The 19126-nt window shown below is 33.1% G+C and carries 21 protein-coding genes; 16 read left to right on the forward strand and 5 right to left on the reverse strand.

Going from position 1 to position 19126, the window contains the following annotated elements:
- From MK119_RS18070 to MK119_RS18095, 6 genes are all read left to right on the forward strand, one after another.
- On the forward strand, positions 1-439 hold a 439-nt coding region (locus MK119_RS18070; RefSeq protein ID WP_366512842.1), incomplete at its 5' end, for a DUF6146 family protein.
- A gap of 40 nt (positions 440-479) precedes the next feature.
- Complete coding sequence (locus MK119_RS18075) at positions 480-1007, forward strand: DUF6787 family protein (RefSeq protein ID WP_290681677.1); 528 nt, start codon at positions 480-482, stop codon at positions 1005-1007.
- Between the two features lie 20 nt (positions 1008-1027).
- On the forward strand, positions 1028-2122 hold the full coding sequence (locus MK119_RS18080) for a DUF695 domain-containing protein (RefSeq protein WP_290681681.1): 1095 nt from the start codon (positions 1028-1030) through the stop codon (positions 2120-2122).
- 145 nt (positions 2123-2267) lie between these two features.
- Positions 2268-2600: a hypothetical protein gene (locus MK119_RS18085; protein WP_290681684.1), complete on the forward strand. Its 333-nt coding sequence runs from the start codon at positions 2268-2270 to the stop codon at positions 2598-2600.
- Positions 2601-2640: 40 nt separating this feature from the next.
- Positions 2641-5043 carry a TonB-dependent receptor gene (locus MK119_RS18090; protein ID WP_290681687.1) on the forward strand — a complete coding sequence of 801 codons (2403 nt, stop codon included), beginning with the start codon at positions 2641-2643 and terminating at the stop codon, positions 5041-5043.
- 15 nt (positions 5044-5058) lie between these two features.
- Positions 5059-5622, forward strand: coding sequence for a type 1 periplasmic binding fold superfamily protein (locus MK119_RS18095; RefSeq protein WP_290681690.1), 564 nt, complete (start codon positions 5059-5061; stop codon positions 5620-5622).
- A gap of 72 nt (positions 5623-5694) precedes the next feature.
- Here MK119_RS18095 and MK119_RS18100 read toward each other — a convergent pair whose 3' ends face one another.
- A complete protein-coding gene (locus MK119_RS18100) occupies positions 5695-5901 on the reverse strand; it encodes a hypothetical protein (protein ID WP_290681693.1) in 207 nt (68 codons plus the stop codon).
- Between the two features lie 178 nt (positions 5902-6079).
- On the opposite strand from MK119_RS18100, the gene MK119_RS18105 reads away from it, so the two are divergent.
- The gene (locus tag MK119_RS18105) at positions 6080-7231 is read left to right on the forward strand and encodes a DUF6438 domain-containing protein (RefSeq protein WP_290681696.1); all 1152 of its coding nucleotides are present in this window, start codon (positions 6080-6082) and stop codon (positions 7229-7231) included.
- Positions 7232-7373: 142 nt separating this feature from the next.
- On the opposite strand, the gene MK119_RS18110 is transcribed toward MK119_RS18105, so the two are convergent.
- Positions 7374-8057, reverse strand: a complete 684-nt coding sequence (locus tag MK119_RS18110) for a hypothetical protein (RefSeq protein ID WP_290681699.1) — start codon at positions 8055-8057, stop codon at positions 7374-7376.
- Positions 8058-8221: 164 nt separating this feature from the next.
- Between MK119_RS18110 and MK119_RS18115 the strand changes: the two genes are divergently transcribed.
- Positions 8222-9004 carry a hypothetical protein gene (locus MK119_RS18115; RefSeq protein WP_290681702.1) on the forward strand — a complete coding sequence of 261 codons (783 nt, stop codon included), beginning with the start codon at positions 8222-8224 and terminating at the stop codon, positions 9002-9004.
- Between the two features lie 5 nt (positions 9005-9009).
- Positions 9010-9384 (forward strand): GNAT family N-acetyltransferase, encoded by a 375-nt coding sequence (locus tag MK119_RS18120; RefSeq protein WP_290681705.1) that lies wholly within the window; start codon positions 9010-9012, stop codon positions 9382-9384.
- A 60-nt stretch (positions 9385-9444) separates the two neighbouring features.
- Here MK119_RS18120 and MK119_RS18125 read toward each other — a convergent pair whose 3' ends face one another.
- Complete coding sequence (locus MK119_RS18125) at positions 9445-10929, reverse strand: PLP-dependent aminotransferase family protein (protein ID WP_290681708.1); 1485 nt, start codon at positions 10927-10929, stop codon at positions 9445-9447.
- A gap of 80 nt (positions 10930-11009) precedes the next feature.
- Here MK119_RS18125 and MK119_RS18130 point away from each other — a divergent pair, with 80 nt between their 5' ends.
- The 5 genes from MK119_RS18130 to MK119_RS18150 all read left to right on the forward strand — a co-directional run bounded on the left by MK119_RS18130 (position 11010) and on the right by MK119_RS18150 (position 13615).
- Entirely contained in the window at positions 11010-11528 is a 519-nt protein-coding gene (locus tag MK119_RS18130) for a DinB family protein (RefSeq protein WP_290681711.1), read from the forward strand.
- Positions 11529-11530: 2 nt separating this feature from the next.
- Positions 11531-11821, forward strand: coding sequence for a DUF1272 domain-containing protein (locus tag MK119_RS18135; protein ID WP_290681714.1), 291 nt, complete (start codon positions 11531-11533; stop codon positions 11819-11821).
- 13 nt (positions 11822-11834) lie between these two features.
- Positions 11835-12164 (forward strand): hypothetical protein, encoded by a 330-nt coding sequence (locus MK119_RS18140; RefSeq protein WP_290681717.1) that lies wholly within the window; start codon positions 11835-11837, stop codon positions 12162-12164.
- Positions 12165-12336: 172 nt separating this feature from the next.
- Positions 12337-12999 (forward strand): pyridoxamine 5'-phosphate oxidase family protein, encoded by a 663-nt coding sequence (locus MK119_RS18145; RefSeq protein ID WP_290681721.1) that lies wholly within the window; start codon positions 12337-12339, stop codon positions 12997-12999.
- A 97-nt stretch (positions 13000-13096) separates the two neighbouring features.
- Entirely contained in the window at positions 13097-13615 is a 519-nt protein-coding gene (locus MK119_RS18150) for a hypothetical protein (protein ID WP_290681725.1), read from the forward strand.
- A 130-nt stretch (positions 13616-13745) separates the two neighbouring features.
- Here the strand turns inward: MK119_RS18150 and MK119_RS18155 are convergent, their stop codons facing one another.
- Entirely contained in the window at positions 13746-15059 is a 1314-nt protein-coding gene (locus MK119_RS18155) for a DUF885 domain-containing protein (RefSeq protein ID WP_290681728.1), read from the reverse strand.
- A gap of 9 nt (positions 15060-15068) precedes the next feature.
- Entirely contained in the window at positions 15069-15665 is a 597-nt protein-coding gene (gene folE, locus MK119_RS18160) for a GTP cyclohydrolase I FolE (RefSeq protein WP_290681731.1), read from the reverse strand.
- A gap of 219 nt (positions 15666-15884) precedes the next feature.
- On the opposite strand from folE, the gene MK119_RS18165 reads away from it, so the two are divergent.
- Entirely contained in the window at positions 15885-18365 is a 2481-nt protein-coding gene (locus tag MK119_RS18165) for a DUF5916 domain-containing protein (protein WP_290681734.1), read from the forward strand.
- A gap of 51 nt (positions 18366-18416) precedes the next feature.
- The gene (locus tag MK119_RS18170; protein ID WP_290681737.1) at positions 18417-19085 is read left to right on the forward strand and encodes an ABC transporter ATP-binding protein; all 669 of its coding nucleotides are present in this window, start codon (positions 18417-18419) and stop codon (positions 19083-19085) included.
- The last annotated feature ends 41 nt before the right edge of the window (positions 19086-19126 follow it).

The following is a 19126-nucleotide window of genomic DNA, read 5'->3' on the forward strand; positions in this document are numbered from 1 at the left end:
TTTTATGAAAAAAGTATTCGCAGTATTGGCCTTAGCAGGAATTGTCGTCTATTCATGTTCGAGTCCACAAAAAACAATGACCCAAAAAAAAGACGACATCCAAAAAGTGTCTGATACCATTCGTATTGCTAGTGATGAACTAGAACACGAAATCATCATCTTTGAGCCTGGTTTTAGTGCTTGGTTACAAGGATATGCGCGACCAAGAGATTACTATTCGCAACAATTCTTAGAAAATAAGAATATTATTTATGTTACTGAATGGAATCAGCGCGTCATTGAACCAGCTCGTTACGACAATACCTTGTATCAACAGCAAATCAATTACCGATCAAATGTAGATTATGGGTATGAAGTCAACTACCAACTGTATTATTATTTTGTATTCTTTCAACAAAAATACAAGCAACAGTTAGCAGCCTTTCCTGCTCGGATATAATGCAGAAGTTATGTATATTTGCATGCGCAAAAAAATACACATGACCTCATTTAAAAAACGTTGGGAAATTAAACACAACTGGCAACTAATCTTTCCTTTTTTAGGAATCCTTTCGTTACTCTATACTGCATATCTTTTTTCAAAAAATATCATTCGTTCTTTTGTGGATCGTCATGAAGACAAAATTCTCTATTATGCGCTAGTCGCTGTTGGTGTATTACTTTTTTACTACATCATGTTGCGCTTCTTTTTATGGTGTTTTAAAAAGCTTGAAAGCAAATGGGTTACCAACTACCGTTGGGAAATCATTGCCATATTTTTGGTATTTGCCCTAACAGGAACAAGCTCTGTGCGGATTGCTAAACCTTTGTTAGAATGGGTTGGTTTTACACCTTCGATCTTTCCTGAAGGCTTTTTTGGAAGTTTTTTATATTGGACGACTCGTATCATTATTATTCTTCCTATTTATCAAGTTTTATTAATTGTTTTTGGAGCACTCTTAGGTCAATTCAAATTTTTCTGGGAATTTGAAAAGAAAATGCTCAAGCGCATGCGCATTATCAAATAAAACTTTAAAAGCAATTAAGCATGAATTTTTTCAAATCACTATTTGGTTCAAAAGAAGAAACCATACACTCCTATGCTGATTTTTGGAAATGGTTTGAAAAAAATGAAGGTAGATTCTATAAAGTTGTAAAAAATAACGGTGATATTCAACATGCCTTTTTTGATAAAATTGCTCCAAAACTAAAGCAATTAAAGGAAGGCTTTTGGTATGTTGCTGGTATGTTTGATGATGATACAGCAGAACTCATTTTAACAGCAGATGGTATTACTAAAAACATTGCTTTTGTAGAAGAAATGGTAGCCGCTGCACCAAATATGAAACGTTGGAAAATAACAGCACTCAAACAAGCTTCTAACATTGCTGAATATAAACTAGAGATGAATGGGTATGTATTTGGTGTAAATACAATGCATTTCTATTCAAATGATCATTCAGAATTGCCAGATGAAATTGATATTACCATAACGCATCAAGATTTTAATGACGAAAACAAAAACATTATTATCAATGGCGTATACCTTACCTTAGATAATTTTTTTGGCGAATTGAATACTGTTACCACTATAGATAATATAAACATCATCAACACAAAAGATGCTGCGCAAGAATTAGTTCCTATAGAAAAGCTAAAAGATTTTTTAATCTGGAGAGAAAAAGAATTCGTAGAAAAATACAAAGGATTGCGACACAATACCGAAAACGACAGTTATGCAGGACTTGAAGCAACACTCGAAAATGGACTGCCACTATTGGCTGTTGTAAATACAGATGTATTACATTGGGATAGCAAAGCTTCACATCCATGGGTTGTTGTGGTAGAACTCAAATACGACGGAACAAACACCAATGGAATGCCTGATGAAACTACCTATCAACTACTTTCTGAAATAGAAGAAAAGATAATGGCTGTTTTAAAAGATGAAGATGGTTATATCAATATTGGAAGGCAAACAGCGAATGGTCTGAGAGAAATATACTTTGCATGCATCGATTTTAGAAAACCATCAAAAATTCTATACAGCATTCAACAGAAATACAAAAATCGTATTCAAATTGATTTTGATATTTATAAAGACAAATACTGGCAATCTTTTAATCGTTTCAAGGTGAATTAAGTACAAACTTTTACTTATTCATTTCCTACAAACCCTACCAACTTTGTTATAATTTAGTAATTCTATCGATACTAATTTTTTTTACTGGAAAGCTTTTTCTACTTTTGTTTGATAATTTTCAATGCTGTAATTGATGATAAACCCAATGAAAACCGTAATTAACATAAAGGAAATACTTATTGCTTCTTTGTTACTTGTAACAATGGCGCTTCCTGCATATATACAGTTTTCGCATCAATTAGAAGAAGATCACGGATACACTATATGTCACGAACAAGAAGATCATGTTCATGAAAATGTAGTGCATTGTGAAATGTGTGACTGTCAATTCTCAACATTTATTTTTGAGTTTACTAGTTACCCTGAAACAGTAATAACTCCATTTATATCAAAAATAGCACTTGGTACTACAACTCCTTTGTGCTACTACTCACCTTTAACGAATACACAACTTCGTGCACCTCCGGTGTTGTCTTGAATGCAAGAAAAAACACATTATTTTTAATTAAAGAATTTACATGCGAACATATTTATTTATGTTAATGCTCTTTAGTGCTATGGTTATGCAAAGTCAAAACTGCAACTATACACTATCTGGTAAGGTTATCGATTTACACGATGATTCTGTACTCCCAGGAGCTACATTAATCATTGCAGGACTAGAGAAAATTTCACAATCAGATATCAATGGAAATTATACATTTTCAAATCTATGCGAAGGAAATTATACGATTCAAGTGTCACATCCAAATTGTGCAACACAAGCTTTTAAAGTGAAAGTTAAAGGTAACATACAAAAAACCTTTCGCCTCGAACATCATTTAGAAGAGCTAAATGCAATTACGTTAAATGCTTCGGTTTATGGTAGTAAAACTAAGACGAATTTTGAGCAGAAAATAACGGAACAGCAATTAGATCGCTATAGCAGTGCCTCATTTGGAGATGTACTCAACACCTTAAGTGGGGTTTCATCATTAAATACAGGAAATGCTGTAGTGAAGCCAATTATAAATGGATTACACAGTAGTCGCGTCGTTGTCATGAACAACGGAGTCCGAATGGAAGATCAGGAATGGGGAGCTGAACACGCTCCAAGTATCGATGTAAACGCTATTGGAAATATCACACTTATCAAAGGCGCTGGTGCATTGAAATATAGTGGTGATGCCATTGGTGGAATTATCGTTACTGAAGCTTCCAAAATTCCTGTCAAAGATACCATCTACGGCAAAACGCATGTCACAGCTGCAACCAATGGTCGCGGCGGAAATATTACTTCGTCCCTTACCAAAAGCTATGTAAATGGCTGGTATGGTTCTATTCAAGGCAACCTCAAACGATTTGGTGATTATGAAGCACCAGATTATGTATTAAGTAATACAGGGGTTTTTGAACGTAGTATTTCAGCAAGAATAGGGATCAATCGTTTTGATTACGGTCTTGAAGCTTATTATTCTTTCTTTAAAAATGAAATCGGCATTTTGCGTGCTTCACATGTTGGTAATGCTGGCGATTTAGTTCGCGCTATCAACAGTGGTTTTCCGATAGTTGTTAGGGATTTCACGTATGACATTAACGCTCCAAAGCAAGATGTAACACATCATTTGTTCAAAGTACGTGCGTTCAAAAACTTTAAGAATTTTGGAAAGATAACGCTCCAATATGACTTTCAACAAAACGAACGCCTCGAATTTGATGTTCGTAGAAACAGTGAAGATGATGACAGAGCAGCAGTGGATTTAGCATTAAGCTCACAAACAATTCGTTTGGATTTAGAGACAGATAATACCAAGCTTTATAACTTGAAAACTGGAATCATGGCACAATATCAAAAAAATGTGGCGGATCCAAGTACAGGTGTACGAAGACTTATTCCTGATTATGAAAGATATAATTTTGGAATTTACGGTATTGCTGACTTTTCAATAACGGACAACTTTTTGGTCGAAGTTGGTGGTAGATTTGATTATTTTAATATAGATGCCCAAAAGTTTTATAGAAGTTCTTTTTGGCAAAATAGAAACTATGATATACTTTTTCCTGAACTCGTTGTGGAAGATTTAGGAACTCAAGTACTTACCAACCCTAAATTGGATTATTCAAACGTCTCCGCAACCTTGGGAGCACGCTATACACTGAATGAAAATTATAAAATATTCGCAAATTATTCGATGGCTTCCCGCGCTCCGAATCCATCTGAATTATTTAGCGAAGGCTTACATCATTCTGCTTCAAGAATTGAATTAGGCGATTTACGTTTTGACTCGGAAATTGCACACAAGATGTCGATTACTTTACAGAAGCAAGGATCTATTTTCGGATTCTCTGTAAATCCATACATAAATTTTATCAATGACTTTATACTCATTGAACCTACAGGTGACAACCAAACTAATAGAGGGATTTTCCCTGTTTGGGAATACCGACAAACCGATGCAACGCTTGTAGGTGTTGATATTGATGCATCAGTTACATTAAATGAATATTTTAATTTTTACCATCAATTTTCTCTAGTAAAAGGATATGATGAAAAACTTGATATTCCCTTAATAAACATGCCGCCAGTAAACACAATGAACGGCTTAGTATACCAAAACAAAAAATTAAAAAACCTACGAATTGAACTGCAAAGCGAGTATACATTTGCACAAAATGAGTATCCTGATAATGATTTTCAATCATTTATTCCAGAATTAGATTCAGAAGAAACAGTGCGTATAAGCGAACCTCCAAGTGCGTATCACTTATTGCATTTACATACAAATGTTGATTTTTCATTGAGTAAAAAATCAACGCTACATCTAGGGTTATCAATGACTAATATATTCGATACAAATTATCGAAACTACTTAAATCGTTTACGATATTATGCAGACGATTTAGGAAGAAACTTTTTATTAAATCTAAAATTCACTTATTAAATTAAAAATTCGAACATGAGAAAATTCAAAATTTCAATTTTAACAGCAATTGCTATTACAGGAACACTTTTTACAAGTTGTTCTAATGACGATGATGCAGCGCCAGTGCCAGTAAATGAAGAAGAGGTAATTACAACGATTACTGTAACTTTGACCCCTAATGGAGGAGGAACAGCAGTTACCTTACAATCTAGAGATTTAGATGGTGACGGACCAAATGCTCCTGTAGTAACTGTTTCTGGAAACTTAGTTGCTAACACAACATACAACGGAGCTATAGTATTGTTAAACGAAACAGAGGATCCTGCTGAAAATGTTACTGAAGAAGTAGAAGAAGAAGATGATGAGCACCAATTTTTCTACACAATCGGTGGCGGACTTGACTTAACAACAACGTACACAAACTTTGATGGAAACAACAATCCATTAGGAACTACGTTTGATGCCGCTGCTGGAGCTGCTGGCACAGGTACAATTACGTTTACCTTACGTCATGAGCCAACAAAACCAAATACTGGTTTGGCAAATGCTGGAGGATCTACGGATATCGAAGTAACTTTTGATGTAACTATTCAATAAAGTAAACCTACTACCGAACATAAAAAATCCCTTAGCATTCAACTATGGGATTTTTTTTATTCATACTATTTGTTAGCAAACGTCTCGCCAATTAAAGGTGTACACACAAATTCCTGAACAACAAATAGATGGTATTGTATTCGTTGCTGCACAATCGTTACTATCTACACAAGGACCTCCAAAACCCTCTCCTATGATACTGGCGTTAATTGTTTTTTGATTTTCTTTTGTGAGTTTTTCAACACCTTTGAGTTCTACTACCTTTTTTAACTTGATCAATTTTTTTGATTAAGAATTCTAAATTACAGACTATATGAGAATACATTCAATAATTTTACAATAAAAATTGTTAGTTTTCACATCGTATTAAGTAAGAAATAAACTCCTATTATTTAATATGCTTTGTCAAGACATTTTCTGTAAAGCTAGTATATTTAAGCAACCCAATTACTTCTATATGAAAAATAGTATTTTGATATTTTGTAGTGCCCTTTTACTATGGAATTGTACAGAGTCGAAACAGCAAATTTCATTACAAAATAAAATACAAGGCACATGGATATACGCTAGATATGCTGAAAGTGAAAAGAAAAAAGATACTGATTTAATTATAGAATCTGTCAAACCATCTATTTTTAGAATCCCAATTGGAATCAACTTTCAAGAAAACAAACTAGAATATTTCAGGCAATTTATTGAATATAACTTTGATACTATTACTGGAAAAAGAAGCTATAACACTTTCGTGGGATTTGTTCCGTATCAATTAAAAACGGATAGTTTATTTGTACAGCATCCTTTGCAGCAAAAACTTGTGTTTAAGTGTACGATTGATGCTTCTCTGAAAGATACACTCATTTTAAAACGAAAGGATGGCACATACCTTAGGCTAGTACCATTGGAAAAAAAAGAAAAAGATCCGCTTTACTTCGATCAAGTTGTATTGTCGCGTTCTGGTTGTTTTGGCAGATGTCCTATCATGAATATTTCTATTAAAAGAGACGGTTCCGTTACGTATTATGGAGAAAAGTTTACTAACAACATCGGATTATATAAAGGAAAAATTTCGCCAGAATTTACCAAATATATTTTCAAAAAATTAGAAGACATTCAAATTTCAAAAGTAAAAACGTCCTATAGTGTTGGTCATACAGATGACGAAACTGTTTCTTCTACATTCCTGAATAATGGTACAATTGTAAAAACCATTAGTGATTACGGACAAGCTGGCACAAAGGAATTGCTCTGGGCATATTGTGCAACTTTGAATTTAGATCAACAAATACAACTTGCTGCAATTCCATTCAATGAAAAAATATCAAATTTAGATCTTATCTATTTTGAAAAGGATAACAAACGATTATTTCTAAGCAAATCAGAAACTTTTCTACTATGGAAAGCACTTCAAAGTGCAACCATTATACCATCAGATTTTGAAAAGAAATATGTGTTTCATGGCGGTTATTTTAATTCAGATATAAAAAGAATAGAATCTAACGGACACTTGTATACAATCTATCTAAAAAATGGGCACATAACTACATATGATATTGGATATAACTTTATGGAAGATAACTTTTCGGAAGCTGATTTTAGAACTTTAAACTAAATGGGTATTTGGTGTTAAGTGTTAGATTTTAGCAGAGCATAAATTTCTGTTCTTGCAAGTAAGATTGCTGCACTCGTGTCTGCATCCAGTTTTTGAAAACGATTCTTTTTAAGAAGTTTTATTTGAAGTTGCTTCCAAGCAGCTAAAACTGTATCAAAATGCTTTTTTTCAAATATCCATTTCGTAAACCTGCTGTTACACAGTAAATCATAAGTGCCTTTATCCTTGATGTTTTGCCAAAATATTGAGATTGTAATACTTCTAACAAATATCCTATTGATTTTGTATAATTCGCTTTCACTTGATCTATCGCAAGCATATAATTCTCGTAGTTTTTAACGGCATATATTTGCGAGGCAAATGCTAAACTCACTTCGTAATCATCAAAATCCTCTAAGGTTAAAGATTCTATTTTTTGAAGTGCATTCAGATCATTTTCTATTCTATATGACCAAATTAAGTCACACAAATCAATTTCTTCTTCATCTATATCATCGTTTTCTTCAGTTTGATATTGTTGAATATTTCGCAATTCGTTTTTATAGCGTTCTTCCTTAGAAATTTGATAAAAGGCATCAATTCCAGCAAATCGTATTCCATAACGCCAATCGTTTTGAGCCAAATCACAATCAGGGTTTTCTAATAAACGCTCCGTAATTTGACGTAACAGCTCTTTTAAATTAGCTAAAGTGAATTCTGAATTTAGAGTTGTTTTCTTCAAATTCATTTTCACTGCCGTTTGATATCGATCTTTAAAATCTAACGAAGTTTCTTTTCCACGTGTAACATGCGTATAATAAATATAATTAGTATTCTGTAACCACAATACTTGTACAGGATTGCCTTTCTAAACGCCTCGAACCGCAAAAGGACGTACATTAACTTTGGTAGAATTTATTGTAATTTGTTTTGCCTTCCAAGACTTTCCTTGATCGTTTGTAGTCCACTCCTCTATCTCAAAAATATCTTCCTTTTTTACAGAAAGATAAAATGTACAAAAAATTCTTAATCACTTCGTTACTTGCTTTAGTTACAAGTTTCGGGTATACACAATCTGAAAAAATCAACATAAAGTCTGAACACCTTAAAGAAGTGAATTACCTCAAAATACATGATTTCTACTTAACACATTATTTATATATCGATGTGTTTTTGAGAGAGAATCTATTTCCTGAAGCAACTCCCGAAGATGTTTCCGCTATATTTAAAGCAGTAAAAAAATATGTTTCTATAGAAAACAGATTGGATGTTGAAATTGAAAAACCTGGAGACCGAAATTATTTGATCAAGTTTGCCATCCTCAAGAAAGATGATGGTACAGAGCTTTTAATTGCGTTTACCAACTGGAGCCCTCAGAAAAGAGAGTTTGAAAAGGAAATAAAAATGGAGAACGACTCCTACACAAGATGGTATTTTTTAAATAGAAACAAAATGATCTATCGAAAAGACATGTCTGATCAAAATGATTATGCTAGCATAAACAAGTCTGATTTGGCCAATGCGTATCTTTTTGATGAATTACCTGAAAATGATGCTAAAATTAAAATTGCTATTGATGCAGCTTTGAAAGAAAAAGATATCAATCTATCAGATGAAATTATGGGTAATTTAATTCTTTTAAAATATCTAATCTTTCAAAGAGATACTGATAATATCGAAAAACAAACAAAACATCTGAACAGTTTGTTTGAAATTGGCGCACTTGAATCTAATCTTAAAGGCTTAGAAGTGGCGTTTAACGCAACAAAATTCCAAATAGCATTAATGAAATAAGTATTGTGAAAATAGAAGTAATCACAAAAAATAATCATTTACTCGAAAAAGGAATCGCCTACTTTTGGAAACAATGGGGAAGCGATTCCAATTTCGACTTTTATAGAGATTGTATTAAAAATTCAGTTTCTGAAAATAACGCGTTGCCTAAATTTTATCTATTGTTACATAACGATGAAATCATAGCCAGTTATGCATTATTAATCAATGATATTATTAGCAGACAAGATATATTTCCTTGGTTCGCTTGCCTGTTTGTGGATGAAAACTTCAAAAATCAAGGAATTGCCAAAAAATTGATAACAAATGCTATAAACGAATGTAAAAACAAAGGTTTTAAAACGGTATATCTTTCTACAGATTTAAAAAAACTTCTATGAAAAAAGCGGATGGATTTTTTTTGCTAAAGGATACAATCTATTTGGAGAAGAAATAAAAATCTATTCCTTCACTCTCACTTCATAAAGTGTATTTTTTAGCCTTCTAATTAATTCATGAATCTCTACTGCATTGTAAGAAGCAAAACCGATTCGTATATAATTATGTCCAACATTCGCCAAGTCATAACGTTCCCATTCGCCTATTTCTAATTGATGCTTTTTTGCAATTTCTGACACAATTGACCAATCATATCTTGTATCCAGTTTTGCCCAAACTGCCATACCGCCTTTGGGAATTTCAAATTCGAAAAAATCACTCAATTCTTCTTTCAAAAGCTTACAAAACAGATCGCGACGTTGCTTGTAAGTTTTCAATACTTTCCGAATATGTCTGTCTAAATCGCCAGATTTAATAAAACTAGCAAAAGTCAATTCCAACAGGGCATCTCCTTGCCTATCTACAAATCCTCTCAACTTGGCAGCTTCTGCCACAAACTCTTTGGAAGCAATCAAATATCCTACTCTAAACACAGGTGCAACTGTTTTACATACTGAACCAATGTAAATTACATTGCCATTAGCGTCATGACTCGCAAGCGGTAAAATTGGCGCATGATTGTAATTAAAATCATAATCGTAATCATCTTCAATAATTGCAAAATGATAACGCTTGGCAAGATTTAAAAGATGTATTCGCCTTTTGGCAGAAAGTGTTACCGTAGTTGGATGATGATGATGTGAAGTAACATAAACAGCTTTTATAGGTTGCTGCTTGCATAATTTTTCTATTTCTTCAGTGACAATTCCGTCCATATCAACAGAAACCCGTTTTATAATTGCATTGCGATTCAAAAAAGTGGAATCTGCAGATCCATAATTTGTATTTCCTACAATAATCACATCTTCTTTTTCAAGTAATAGTTGTGATGACAACCAAATTCCCATCTGACTTCCACGCGTAATAAGTATGTTATCTTTTGTAATATGTAACCCTCTGGTTGAATTCAAATAATCTACTAATACTTCGCGCAATGAAGCATTTCCATACGTTGTTCCATACGACAAGTGTTTGAATACATTTTTCTTGGCAGAAATTCTCCTGTAGGTTCTGGCAATTTCATCTAGTGGAGTCAATCTTCCATCAGAAATACCATCATTCAGATATATAAAATCTGCTAGTTTTTCATTTGGTTTATGCGGCAAGATGTCATTTTTATAAAAAGAAAAACCAGTCGTTGTTTTAGAATTTAACACAACTCCATCGTCTAGTTTTTGTTGTTCCAATTCTGGCAAATTGTGATGCACAAATGTTCCTTTTTTAGGAATACTCTCTACCCAACCTTGTAGTAACAACTCTTCATAACAAGCAACAATTGTTTTTCGATGTACATTCAATTGCTCCGCAAGTGTTCTGCTTCCTGGCAACTTTGTATTAGACGGAAGTTGCTGATTTTTGATGAATTGAATAATTTGATTCGACAATTGTAAATACAAAGGCTGATTTCCCTTTCTATCAAACTGAATACTGGTTTTATATGGAAACATCTGGACTACTTATTATATAAATTCTGGATCACTTTAAGAGTCCATAAATATAGTATTTTTGAATTATAAAACTGAAACACATGACAAAATCAGATTTAAACTCCTCAGAATTTGATGAGTATTACAAAAGATATATTGATAAATTAGCCAACGATACACAACTGCGAAAAGGTTTTGAAGTTGGAAAAAAATCGGTGGTCAATTTCTTTACATCTATTCCTGAAGAAAAGCTAAGCTTCCGTTATCAACCAACTAAATGGAGCGTTAAAGAAGTACTGCAACATCTGATTGATACAGAACGTATTTTTATGTATCGTTGCTTTCGAATTGCCCGAAGAGATACTACCGCGTTAACAGGCTTTGATCAAAATATTTATGTTGAACCTTCAAAAGCGCATGATAAATCTATTCAAGATTTATTGAATGAATTCATTATAAACCGTAACAATTTCATTGCTTTACTAAACAGTGTATCCGATGACGATTTAGCATTTATAGGAAATTCTAATGGAGGCGCTATGTCAGCTAGAGCTGCTGCTTTTACCATTTTAGGACATGATATTTGGCACATAGATGTAATTACAAATAAATATTTATAATTATGTTAGAAATAAGACCTAATTGCGAACATTGTAATAAAGAATTACCAAACACCTCTACCGAAGCAATGATATGCACTTTTGAATGTACTTATTGTAAAAGTTGTGCGCTAGAAGTCTTTGAAAATGTTTGTCCAAGTTGCTCTGGAAATTTTGTAACTCGTCCTATTCGCCTCAAAAAAATCATTGAGAAATATCCAGCTTCTACTATAGAAGTATTAAAACCAAAAGATTTGGAGAAAGCCAAGCTACATTCTGATGTGCATAAAAATATTCCTCCAGAAAAAAGATAAAGTCTAAATACAAATGATTACCATAAAAATAGTAAATGAAGCTGACACAAGTGTTTTGACTGTATTGGGAAGAATTACTTATGTAGAATCGCATGGACATTTTATTCCGAATAAAAACAATTTATCAAAGTATTGTGACGGTGCTTTTTCAGTTGCAAAAACCAGAAATGATTTAAAGAATACTAACAATATTTTCTTTCTGATCTATTCAAATGATTATCCTATTGGTTATGCAAAATTCATATTGAATGCTACACATGAAAGTGTGGCTTCTGATAATGTGTGTCGCTTGGAACGAATTTATTCCTTTAAAAATCGGGCAGCAATTTCTAGATTTAATTGAAGACAAAGCAAAAATAGCACAAATGGATACAGATATGGCTTTCTATCCATAATAAAAATGATAGAGCTATCAAATTTTACCAACGAAATCAATTTAAAAACGTGGGAACACTAAATTTTCTAGTCAATGGTACTATTTACGAAAATATAGTATTCTCAAAAAACATATAAATATGCAAGAATATTCAAAATCAAAAACGAACAGAGTAAAACGTGGGCAAAATAGAGCAACGTATGATATAGCTACCATCAATACCATCTTAGATTCAGGTTTTATCGGATATGTAAACTATATCTATGAAGACCAAGCGATTAGTTTACCTATGGCGTATGGAAGAAAAGACAATAAAATTTACTTACATGGCTCACAAGCTAATAGAATGTTACTTGCTTTGCTTAAAGCCAAAAAAATGAGCATGACCGTCATGCATTTAGATGCCTTGGTTTTGGCGCGTTCTGGACTGCATCATTCGGTAAACTATCGTTCGGCAACACTATTTGGTTCCCTAAAAAAAGTAGAAGATCCAAAAGAAAAAGATGCTGCTTTATTTTGTTTTATGGAACACATGATGAAAGGTCGTTGGGACGGAATTAGAGAAATGACTAAAGAAGAATTAGACAGAACACTTGTGGTAGAAATGACCATTGAAACTGCTTCCGCAAAAATTAGAGATGTTGGTGTAAATGATGAACCTGAAGATTATAATTTAGATGTTTGGGCAGGTTTGATTCCTATAAGACAGATAGCTGAATATCCTATTCCAGATGAAGGTTTACCTCAGAAAATGAACATTCCAAAGCATATTTTGGAATATTATGAGGAAAATAGAATTTGATACTAACTAAAATTCTTATAGTTTTATAACTTAATGTACTTGAAAAGTTTAAGTTTGAAAATTCAAGTCACAGAAAGTATAAAAAAGCTTATAACTTATGTTTACTCCATTCTCGCGAATCTTATTAATAATTCTATCCATAGTTTTCGCATTCTATCTTTACCCAAAAGACGAATATATAAGCGTAGGTATAATACTATTTTCATCACTTCTTTTTGTGTATGGATATTACAGATATGGAACTGTTTACATTGCATTTGAAGAGATTAAAAAAGGAAGATTTGACAAGGCTGAAAAATTAATTTCAACAATTAAAAATCCTATGCGACTCAGTAAAAGTCATAAAAGTTATTACCATTTTACTCTTGGATATATTTTTTCAAACAAACAAGAATGGGAAAAGAGCTTTACTGAATTTAACAAGGCTTTGGAAATTGGTTTAAGAACAAAAAACGATACCTCAATAGTCTTGTTAAATTTAGCGAGTACTGCATTTGAGCAAAAGAATTTTAAAGAAGCTAAAGAGTTTATTATTAAGACTCGCACGTATAAATTAAAACCTATTATAGCATCTGAAGTAGCGAAATTAGAAATAGAAATTAATGCAGTAGCATGATAGAGTTTTAGAAACATACAAATTCATCTAAATACTAACATGCGGGACTGATTCAAAAGTAAGTGTATCTAACATGTCTAAAATCTAGTAGCTTAGCGATCTTAATTCATGGCGTCAGCGATCTAAAAATCTACTTCCAAAAAATCTCAGAATCCATTACGGAAAAAGGCAATGCTCCATTTTCTAAAATCTTTGTATGGAACTGTAACCACGGAAAAGCTTCCCCAGATGGCAACATTTTTTTAAGCTTTGCTTTCCATTTTGAAATTTTATTTGCACCATATTTATAAGTAATAACTTGTGCTGGCCAACGTTTCATACGTCCAATTTCACGTTTTGCAATATCATCTTGACCTTGAATATGTTGTTGCCAAAATTCCAATGCTTTTTCGTCGCTCCAACCATAATAATTCAAGCCAACATCCATAGAAACACGTACAGAACGAATAATATCCCATTCCCACTTTCCTAATTCATCGTATTTGGTTGTTTCAGGTCCAAAATCATAGATTAATTCTTCTACATACGCTGCCCAACCTTCACGATAGCCATTGCTTGTAAATAAGCTTCGAATAGCAGATTGTTCTAGTTGCTGTTCATATTTAATTTGATAATGATGTCCCGGCATAGCTTCATGCATGTAAATCCAAGCTACTTGACGTTTGTTGAAAGGTTTATCAAAAAAGTTATAATAAAAAGTGTTTCTAACTTCTGCATAGTACGCAGGAACTTGTGCATAGGCTTTATTTGTTCCTCGTTCAATTTTTACATCAGGTAATTGATCTATTTTTGGAAAAAAGCCAATCAAATTTGGATAAATTGCTTTTTTATAACTTTCAAATACATATTGAACCGTTTTGACATCATTTAAAAAAAAAATATCACTATTGATATATTTTTGATATTCCAAACTATCCAAACCAGAAGCTTTTTCTATCGCTTTCATGGCTTTTTTAGCACGTTCAATTTCTGATAAACCAAATTGAAACAAAGTATCAGGCGTCACTTCTGCATCTACCCATTTTTTTAAGAAATAGGCATACCATTCCTTTCCCATTGGAACATTTCTCAAACCTTCTTGGGAAATCTTTCTAGGCTTTATGTTCAACCATTTTTTTTCAAGAGCAATTCGTTCTAGGTGTAACTTAATTTCATAAGAAACCAAAGCATAATCCAATTGTTGTTCTTGGGTAAGCTTTGTTTTATCAATGGATTGCAATGCTTTTTGATATTGTTGAAACATCTTTTCTTGCTTCTCCACATTCCGCTTGCTCTTTATTAACTCCAAATTATCTACATAGTAAATTTGTAAATCCGCAATATGCAAACGATTATAGCTCTTAACAAACGACTTTTCAAAAGTATTCCAATCGGAAAACTTTTCTTGTCCAAAAGCAAAATTGCCAAAAAAGAATAGCAGTAATATGTAGTTGTAAATCTTCAAAAGAGCAAACTAAGATAAATCTGAACTAATAAGTTTTAAAAACTCCGTTCGGGTTTCTATTTTTTCAAAAGCACCTCTAAAACCTGATGTCGTTGTCACTGAGTTTTGTTTTTGTACACCACGCATCATCATGCACATGTGCGATGCTTCAATCACCACGGCTACACCTTTAGGCTTCAACGTATTATTGATACATTCTAAAATATCGTGCGTTAAACGTTCTTGCACTTGCAATCTTCTCGCAAAAACATCTACAATACGAGGCAATTTGCTCAATCCTACAATATGTCCATTTGGAATATAAGCAATATGCGCTTTCCCGAAGAATGGTAAAATATGATGTTCACACAACGAATACAACTCAATATCTTTTACAATGACCATATCATCATAATCCTCCGAAAACATCGCTCCTTTCAATATTTCTGCAGCATCCATTTCGTATCCTTGTGTCAAAAACTGCATAGCTTTGGCTGCACGCTCTGGCGTTTTTAACAAACCTTCACGTGTTGTATCTTCTCCAAGTTCCTCTATAATAGTCTTATAACGATCTTTTACTTCATTAGTTACTTGTATGTTGTATTCTTCTAATTTTCTGTAAGGCATTGCTCAATAATTTCATTTTCATTGTTGTTAAAGATACTCAAAAAAAGGACTATCAAAACATCGTAAATGACTATAAATGTTAACATTTTTAAAGGATATTTAACTTTTTTTTAGGATAAAAAAGCAAAGTATCCGAGTAGTTTTGCGACAGTCTTACTGTAATAATCATTGATTCCCAATCTCTTTAAGACGTCAATCAATCAAAAAAAATTAAAAATAATGAGCCGTTTTTTAGTATTCGTACTACTTCTTTCTTTTACAGTAAGCAGTTTTGCTCAAGATAGCATACCCAAAAAAGTATATAACATAAAGCGTACAACAACACCTCCAATAATAGATGGAGTGTTAGATGATGACGTTTGGAAAGATACTGATATAGCTACTGATTTTGTACAGTTTCGTCCATCAATTGGGAATACTTTACCTGAAGATCAAAAAACGATTGTTAGAATGACGTATGACGATGAAGCTATTTATGTAGCTGCCTATTTGCGTGATAAGCCTGAAAACATCATGCGACAGTTTACGAGTCGTGATAATTTTGGAATTAACGATTTTTTTATTATTTCCATCAATCCAAATAACGATGGTCAAAACGATACAAATTTTGTGGTTTTTCCAAGTGGAAATCAAGCAGATGCCATAGCCAATCCTAGTGTTGGAGAAGATTTTAGTTGGAATGCCGTTTGGCAAAATGCTTCTAAACTAGTAGATGATGGTTGGATTGCCGAAGTAAAAATTCCTTATAGAACACTTCGTTTTACCAATCAAAAAGAACCAACTTGGGGAATTCAATTTCACAGACAATTCAGAAAAACAAGAAAACAATATACATGGAACCCGTTTGATCCTACAAAAGGGTATATTGGATTATATGCTGGCGAGTTGAAAGGTTTACGCGACATTCAACCACCAACTCGTTTGATTTTTTATCCGTTTGCCTCTACGGTAATTCGTTCTAGAGATGGAGAAACAACCGATGAATATAATTTTGGAATGGATGTAAAATATGGAATTACCGAAAATTTTACACTTGATGCTACTTTAGTTCCTGATTTCAGTCAAGCTGGATTTGACAATTTGCAATTAAACCTCGGTCCATTTGAACAAACATTTTCGGAGCAACGACAATTCTTTACCGAAGGTGTCGATTTGTTCAACAAAGGGAATTTATTCTTCTCGCGCCGCATTGGAAATGCTCCTTCGGGAAGTGTCGATACTGCTGACAATGAGGAAGTAGTTGATTTTCCAAGTGAAGTAAAACTCATCAATGCTGTGAAAGTTTCTGGTAGAACTAAAAATGGTTTGGGAATTGGATTTTTTAATGCGATTACTGAAAAGACTATAGCTACAGTTCGAAATAATGATACAAGTGAATTCCGAGAAGAAGTTGTAGAACCGTTGACAAACTATAATATAATGGTTGTTGATCAACAGTTCAACAAAAACTCTTCTGTTAGTTTAATTAACACCAACGTAACTAGAAACGGAAGTCGATTTAGAGATGCTAATGTTACTGCACTTGTAGCTGATATCGTGAATAAAAAGAATACAGTTAATATTGATGCGCAATTAAAATTGAGCAACAGAAATTTAACCACAGGAACAGAAACTGGATTCAATTCGTTCTTTGCGATTCGTAAGATTAGCGGAAAATTTAGATACAGTTTCGATCACAGTTTTTCCAATACTACATTTGATATCAACGACTTAGGGTTAAATTTACGAAATAACTTTAACAACTTTGGTTTGGACGCTTCATACCAAATATTTGAACCTACAGAAAAACTAAATAACTTTAGAATCAATACGTGGATAAATTATCGTCGTTTGTACGATCCTAATGTATATACAGGTGCAAATTTTGGAGTAAATATGTTTGCCGTTGCTAAGAAGAGTTTAATGGCTTTTGGAGCAAATGCAAGTTTTGCACCAGGGAAGCAATTTGATTACTTTGAACCACGTGATTTTGATAACAGACGCTTCTTTATTACAGAAAATCGTTTTAATGTCAGAGGATTTATTTCCACGGATTATAACAAAACATTTGCAATAGATGTCAATGCAAACTTTGCTACTTTCTTTGAAAAAGAACAAGGTTTTACAAGATATCGCGTGAACATAGAACCTAGAGTTCGCGTGAATGATAAGTTCATTTTAAGTTATAGTTCTTCTCTGAATGTTCAAAACAATCGCAGAGGCTATGCAAATAATTCGAACGATCTTGAAGACGAAATTATCTTTGGCCAACGTGATCAAATTGAATTGGTGAATCGTATTTCGGGTAATTATAGCTTTAATCCTTTCCATACACTGAATTTAACCTTTAGAAATTATTGGACAACGGTAGATTATGATGATACTCCATACTTTCTTCAAGAGAATGGTCGCTTAGAGCAATCGCAAAGTTCCTTTGAAGATTTAAGTTTAGGAAACTCAAATATCAACTTTAGCACATGGAATTTAGACTTTAGCTATACATGGCAATTTGGTCCTGGTAGTTTCTTAACAGCATTGTATAGAAATCAAATCTTTAACCAAACTGAAGAATCTGAAGCAACGTATTTTGATAGTTTGAATCGACTTTTTGACGAACCTATTGATCATACCTTATCGATTCGTTTGGTATACTTTATTGATTACAACAATGTAAAAAACCTCTTTAGAAGCAAAAAAAGAAGCGGGAATATCAATTCATAATTGTACATGACAGGTTTATATAGTACATTGTGGCATTATTAGATATTTTGCATGATTACAGCTAAGAATATACGCAAGCAATACGGAAATTTAGAGGTCTTAAAAGGCATTGATTTAGAAATAAAAAAAGGTGAAGTTGTCTCTATCATAGGTGCTTCTGGTGCTGGAAAAACCACCTTATTACAAATATTAGGAACCTTAGATAAAATGTCTCCATCAAAAGGCAGTTCGCTTGTAATCAACAATGTAAAAACAGAAGAACTTTCTGAAAAAGAACTCGCAAAATTTCGCAATCATCATATTGGATTTATTTTTCAGTTTCACCAATTACTTCCTGAGTTTACAGCTATTGAAAATGTATGTATTCCAGCGTTCATTCAAAAAACAGACAAGGTTGCTGCAGAAAAAAGAGCGAAGGAATTGCTGGACTTTTTAGGATTGTCTGGTCGTTACCATCACAAACCCAATGAACTTTCTGGTGGAGAACAACAACGTGTCGCGGTTGCAAGAGCATTGATGAACAAACCTGCGATCATTTTTGCCGATGAACCGAGTGGAAATTTAGATTCAGAATCCGCAGAAAACTTACACAACTTATTCTTTAAACTTCGAGAAGAATTTGGGCAAACCTTTGTCATCGTTACCCATAACAAAGAACTTGCTGATATGGCTGATAGGACTATTGAGATGCGTGATGGGAATATTGTGACTTCGAATTAGGTTTTAGGAAAATCGTAAATTATAAATTAGATAAGTATACA

Origin of the sequence: Kordia sp. (genome assembly GCF_022447245.1) — a bacterium.
In the GTDB taxonomy this organism is placed as follows: Bacteria; Bacteroidota; Bacteroidia; order Flavobacteriales; family Flavobacteriaceae; genus Kordia.

Bases quoted from the DNA above. Each gene is read 5' to 3' on its own strand.
- MK119_RS18075 (WP_290681677.1), top strand. From the start codon at position 480: ATGACCTCATTTAAAAAACGTTGGGAAATTAAACACAACTGGCAACTA.
- MK119_RS18150 (WP_290681725.1), top strand. From the start codon at position 13,097: ATGTTTACTCCATTCTCGCGAATCTTATTAATAATTCTATCCATAGTT.
- MK119_RS18165 (WP_290681734.1), top strand. From the start codon at position 15,885: ATGAGCCGTTTTTTAGTATTCGTACTACTTCTTTCTTTTACAGTAAGC.
- MK119_RS18085 (WP_290681684.1), top strand. From the start codon at position 2,268: ATGAAAACCGTAATTAACATAAAGGAAATACTTATTGCTTCTTTGTTA.
- MK119_RS18170 (WP_290681737.1), top strand. From the start codon at position 18,417: ATGATTACAGCTAAGAATATACGCAAGCAATACGGAAATTTAGAGGTC.
- MK119_RS18130 (WP_290681711.1), top strand. From the start codon at position 11,010: ATGACAAAATCAGATTTAAACTCCTCAGAATTTGATGAGTATTACAAA.
- folE (WP_290681731.1), bottom strand. From the start codon at position 15,665: ATGCCTTACAGAAAATTAGAAGAATACAACATACAAGTAACTAATGAA.
- MK119_RS18125 (WP_290681708.1), bottom strand. From the start codon at position 10,929: ATGTTTCCATATAAAACCAGTATTCAGTTTGATAGAAAGGGAAATCAG.
- MK119_RS18145 (WP_290681721.1), top strand. From the start codon at position 12,337: ATGCAAGAATATTCAAAATCAAAAACGAACAGAGTAAAACGTGGGCAA.
- MK119_RS18115 (WP_290681702.1), top strand. From the start codon at position 8,222: ATGTACAAAAAATTCTTAATCACTTCGTTACTTGCTTTAGTTACAAGT.
- MK119_RS18135 (WP_290681714.1), top strand. From the start codon at position 11,531: ATGTTAGAAATAAGACCTAATTGCGAACATTGTAATAAAGAATTACCA.
- MK119_RS18105 (WP_290681696.1), top strand. From the start codon at position 6,080: ATGAAAAATAGTATTTTGATATTTTGTAGTGCCCTTTTACTATGGAAT.
- MK119_RS18095 (WP_290681690.1), top strand. From the start codon at position 5,059: ATGAGAAAATTCAAAATTTCAATTTTAACAGCAATTGCTATTACAGGA.
- MK119_RS18090 (WP_290681687.1), top strand. From the start codon at position 2,641: ATGCGAACATATTTATTTATGTTAATGCTCTTTAGTGCTATGGTTATG.
- MK119_RS18080 (WP_290681681.1), top strand. From the start codon at position 1,028: ATGAATTTTTTCAAATCACTATTTGGTTCAAAAGAAGAAACCATACAC.
- MK119_RS18140 (WP_290681717.1), top strand. From the start codon at position 11,835: ATGATTACCATAAAAATAGTAAATGAAGCTGACACAAGTGTTTTGACT.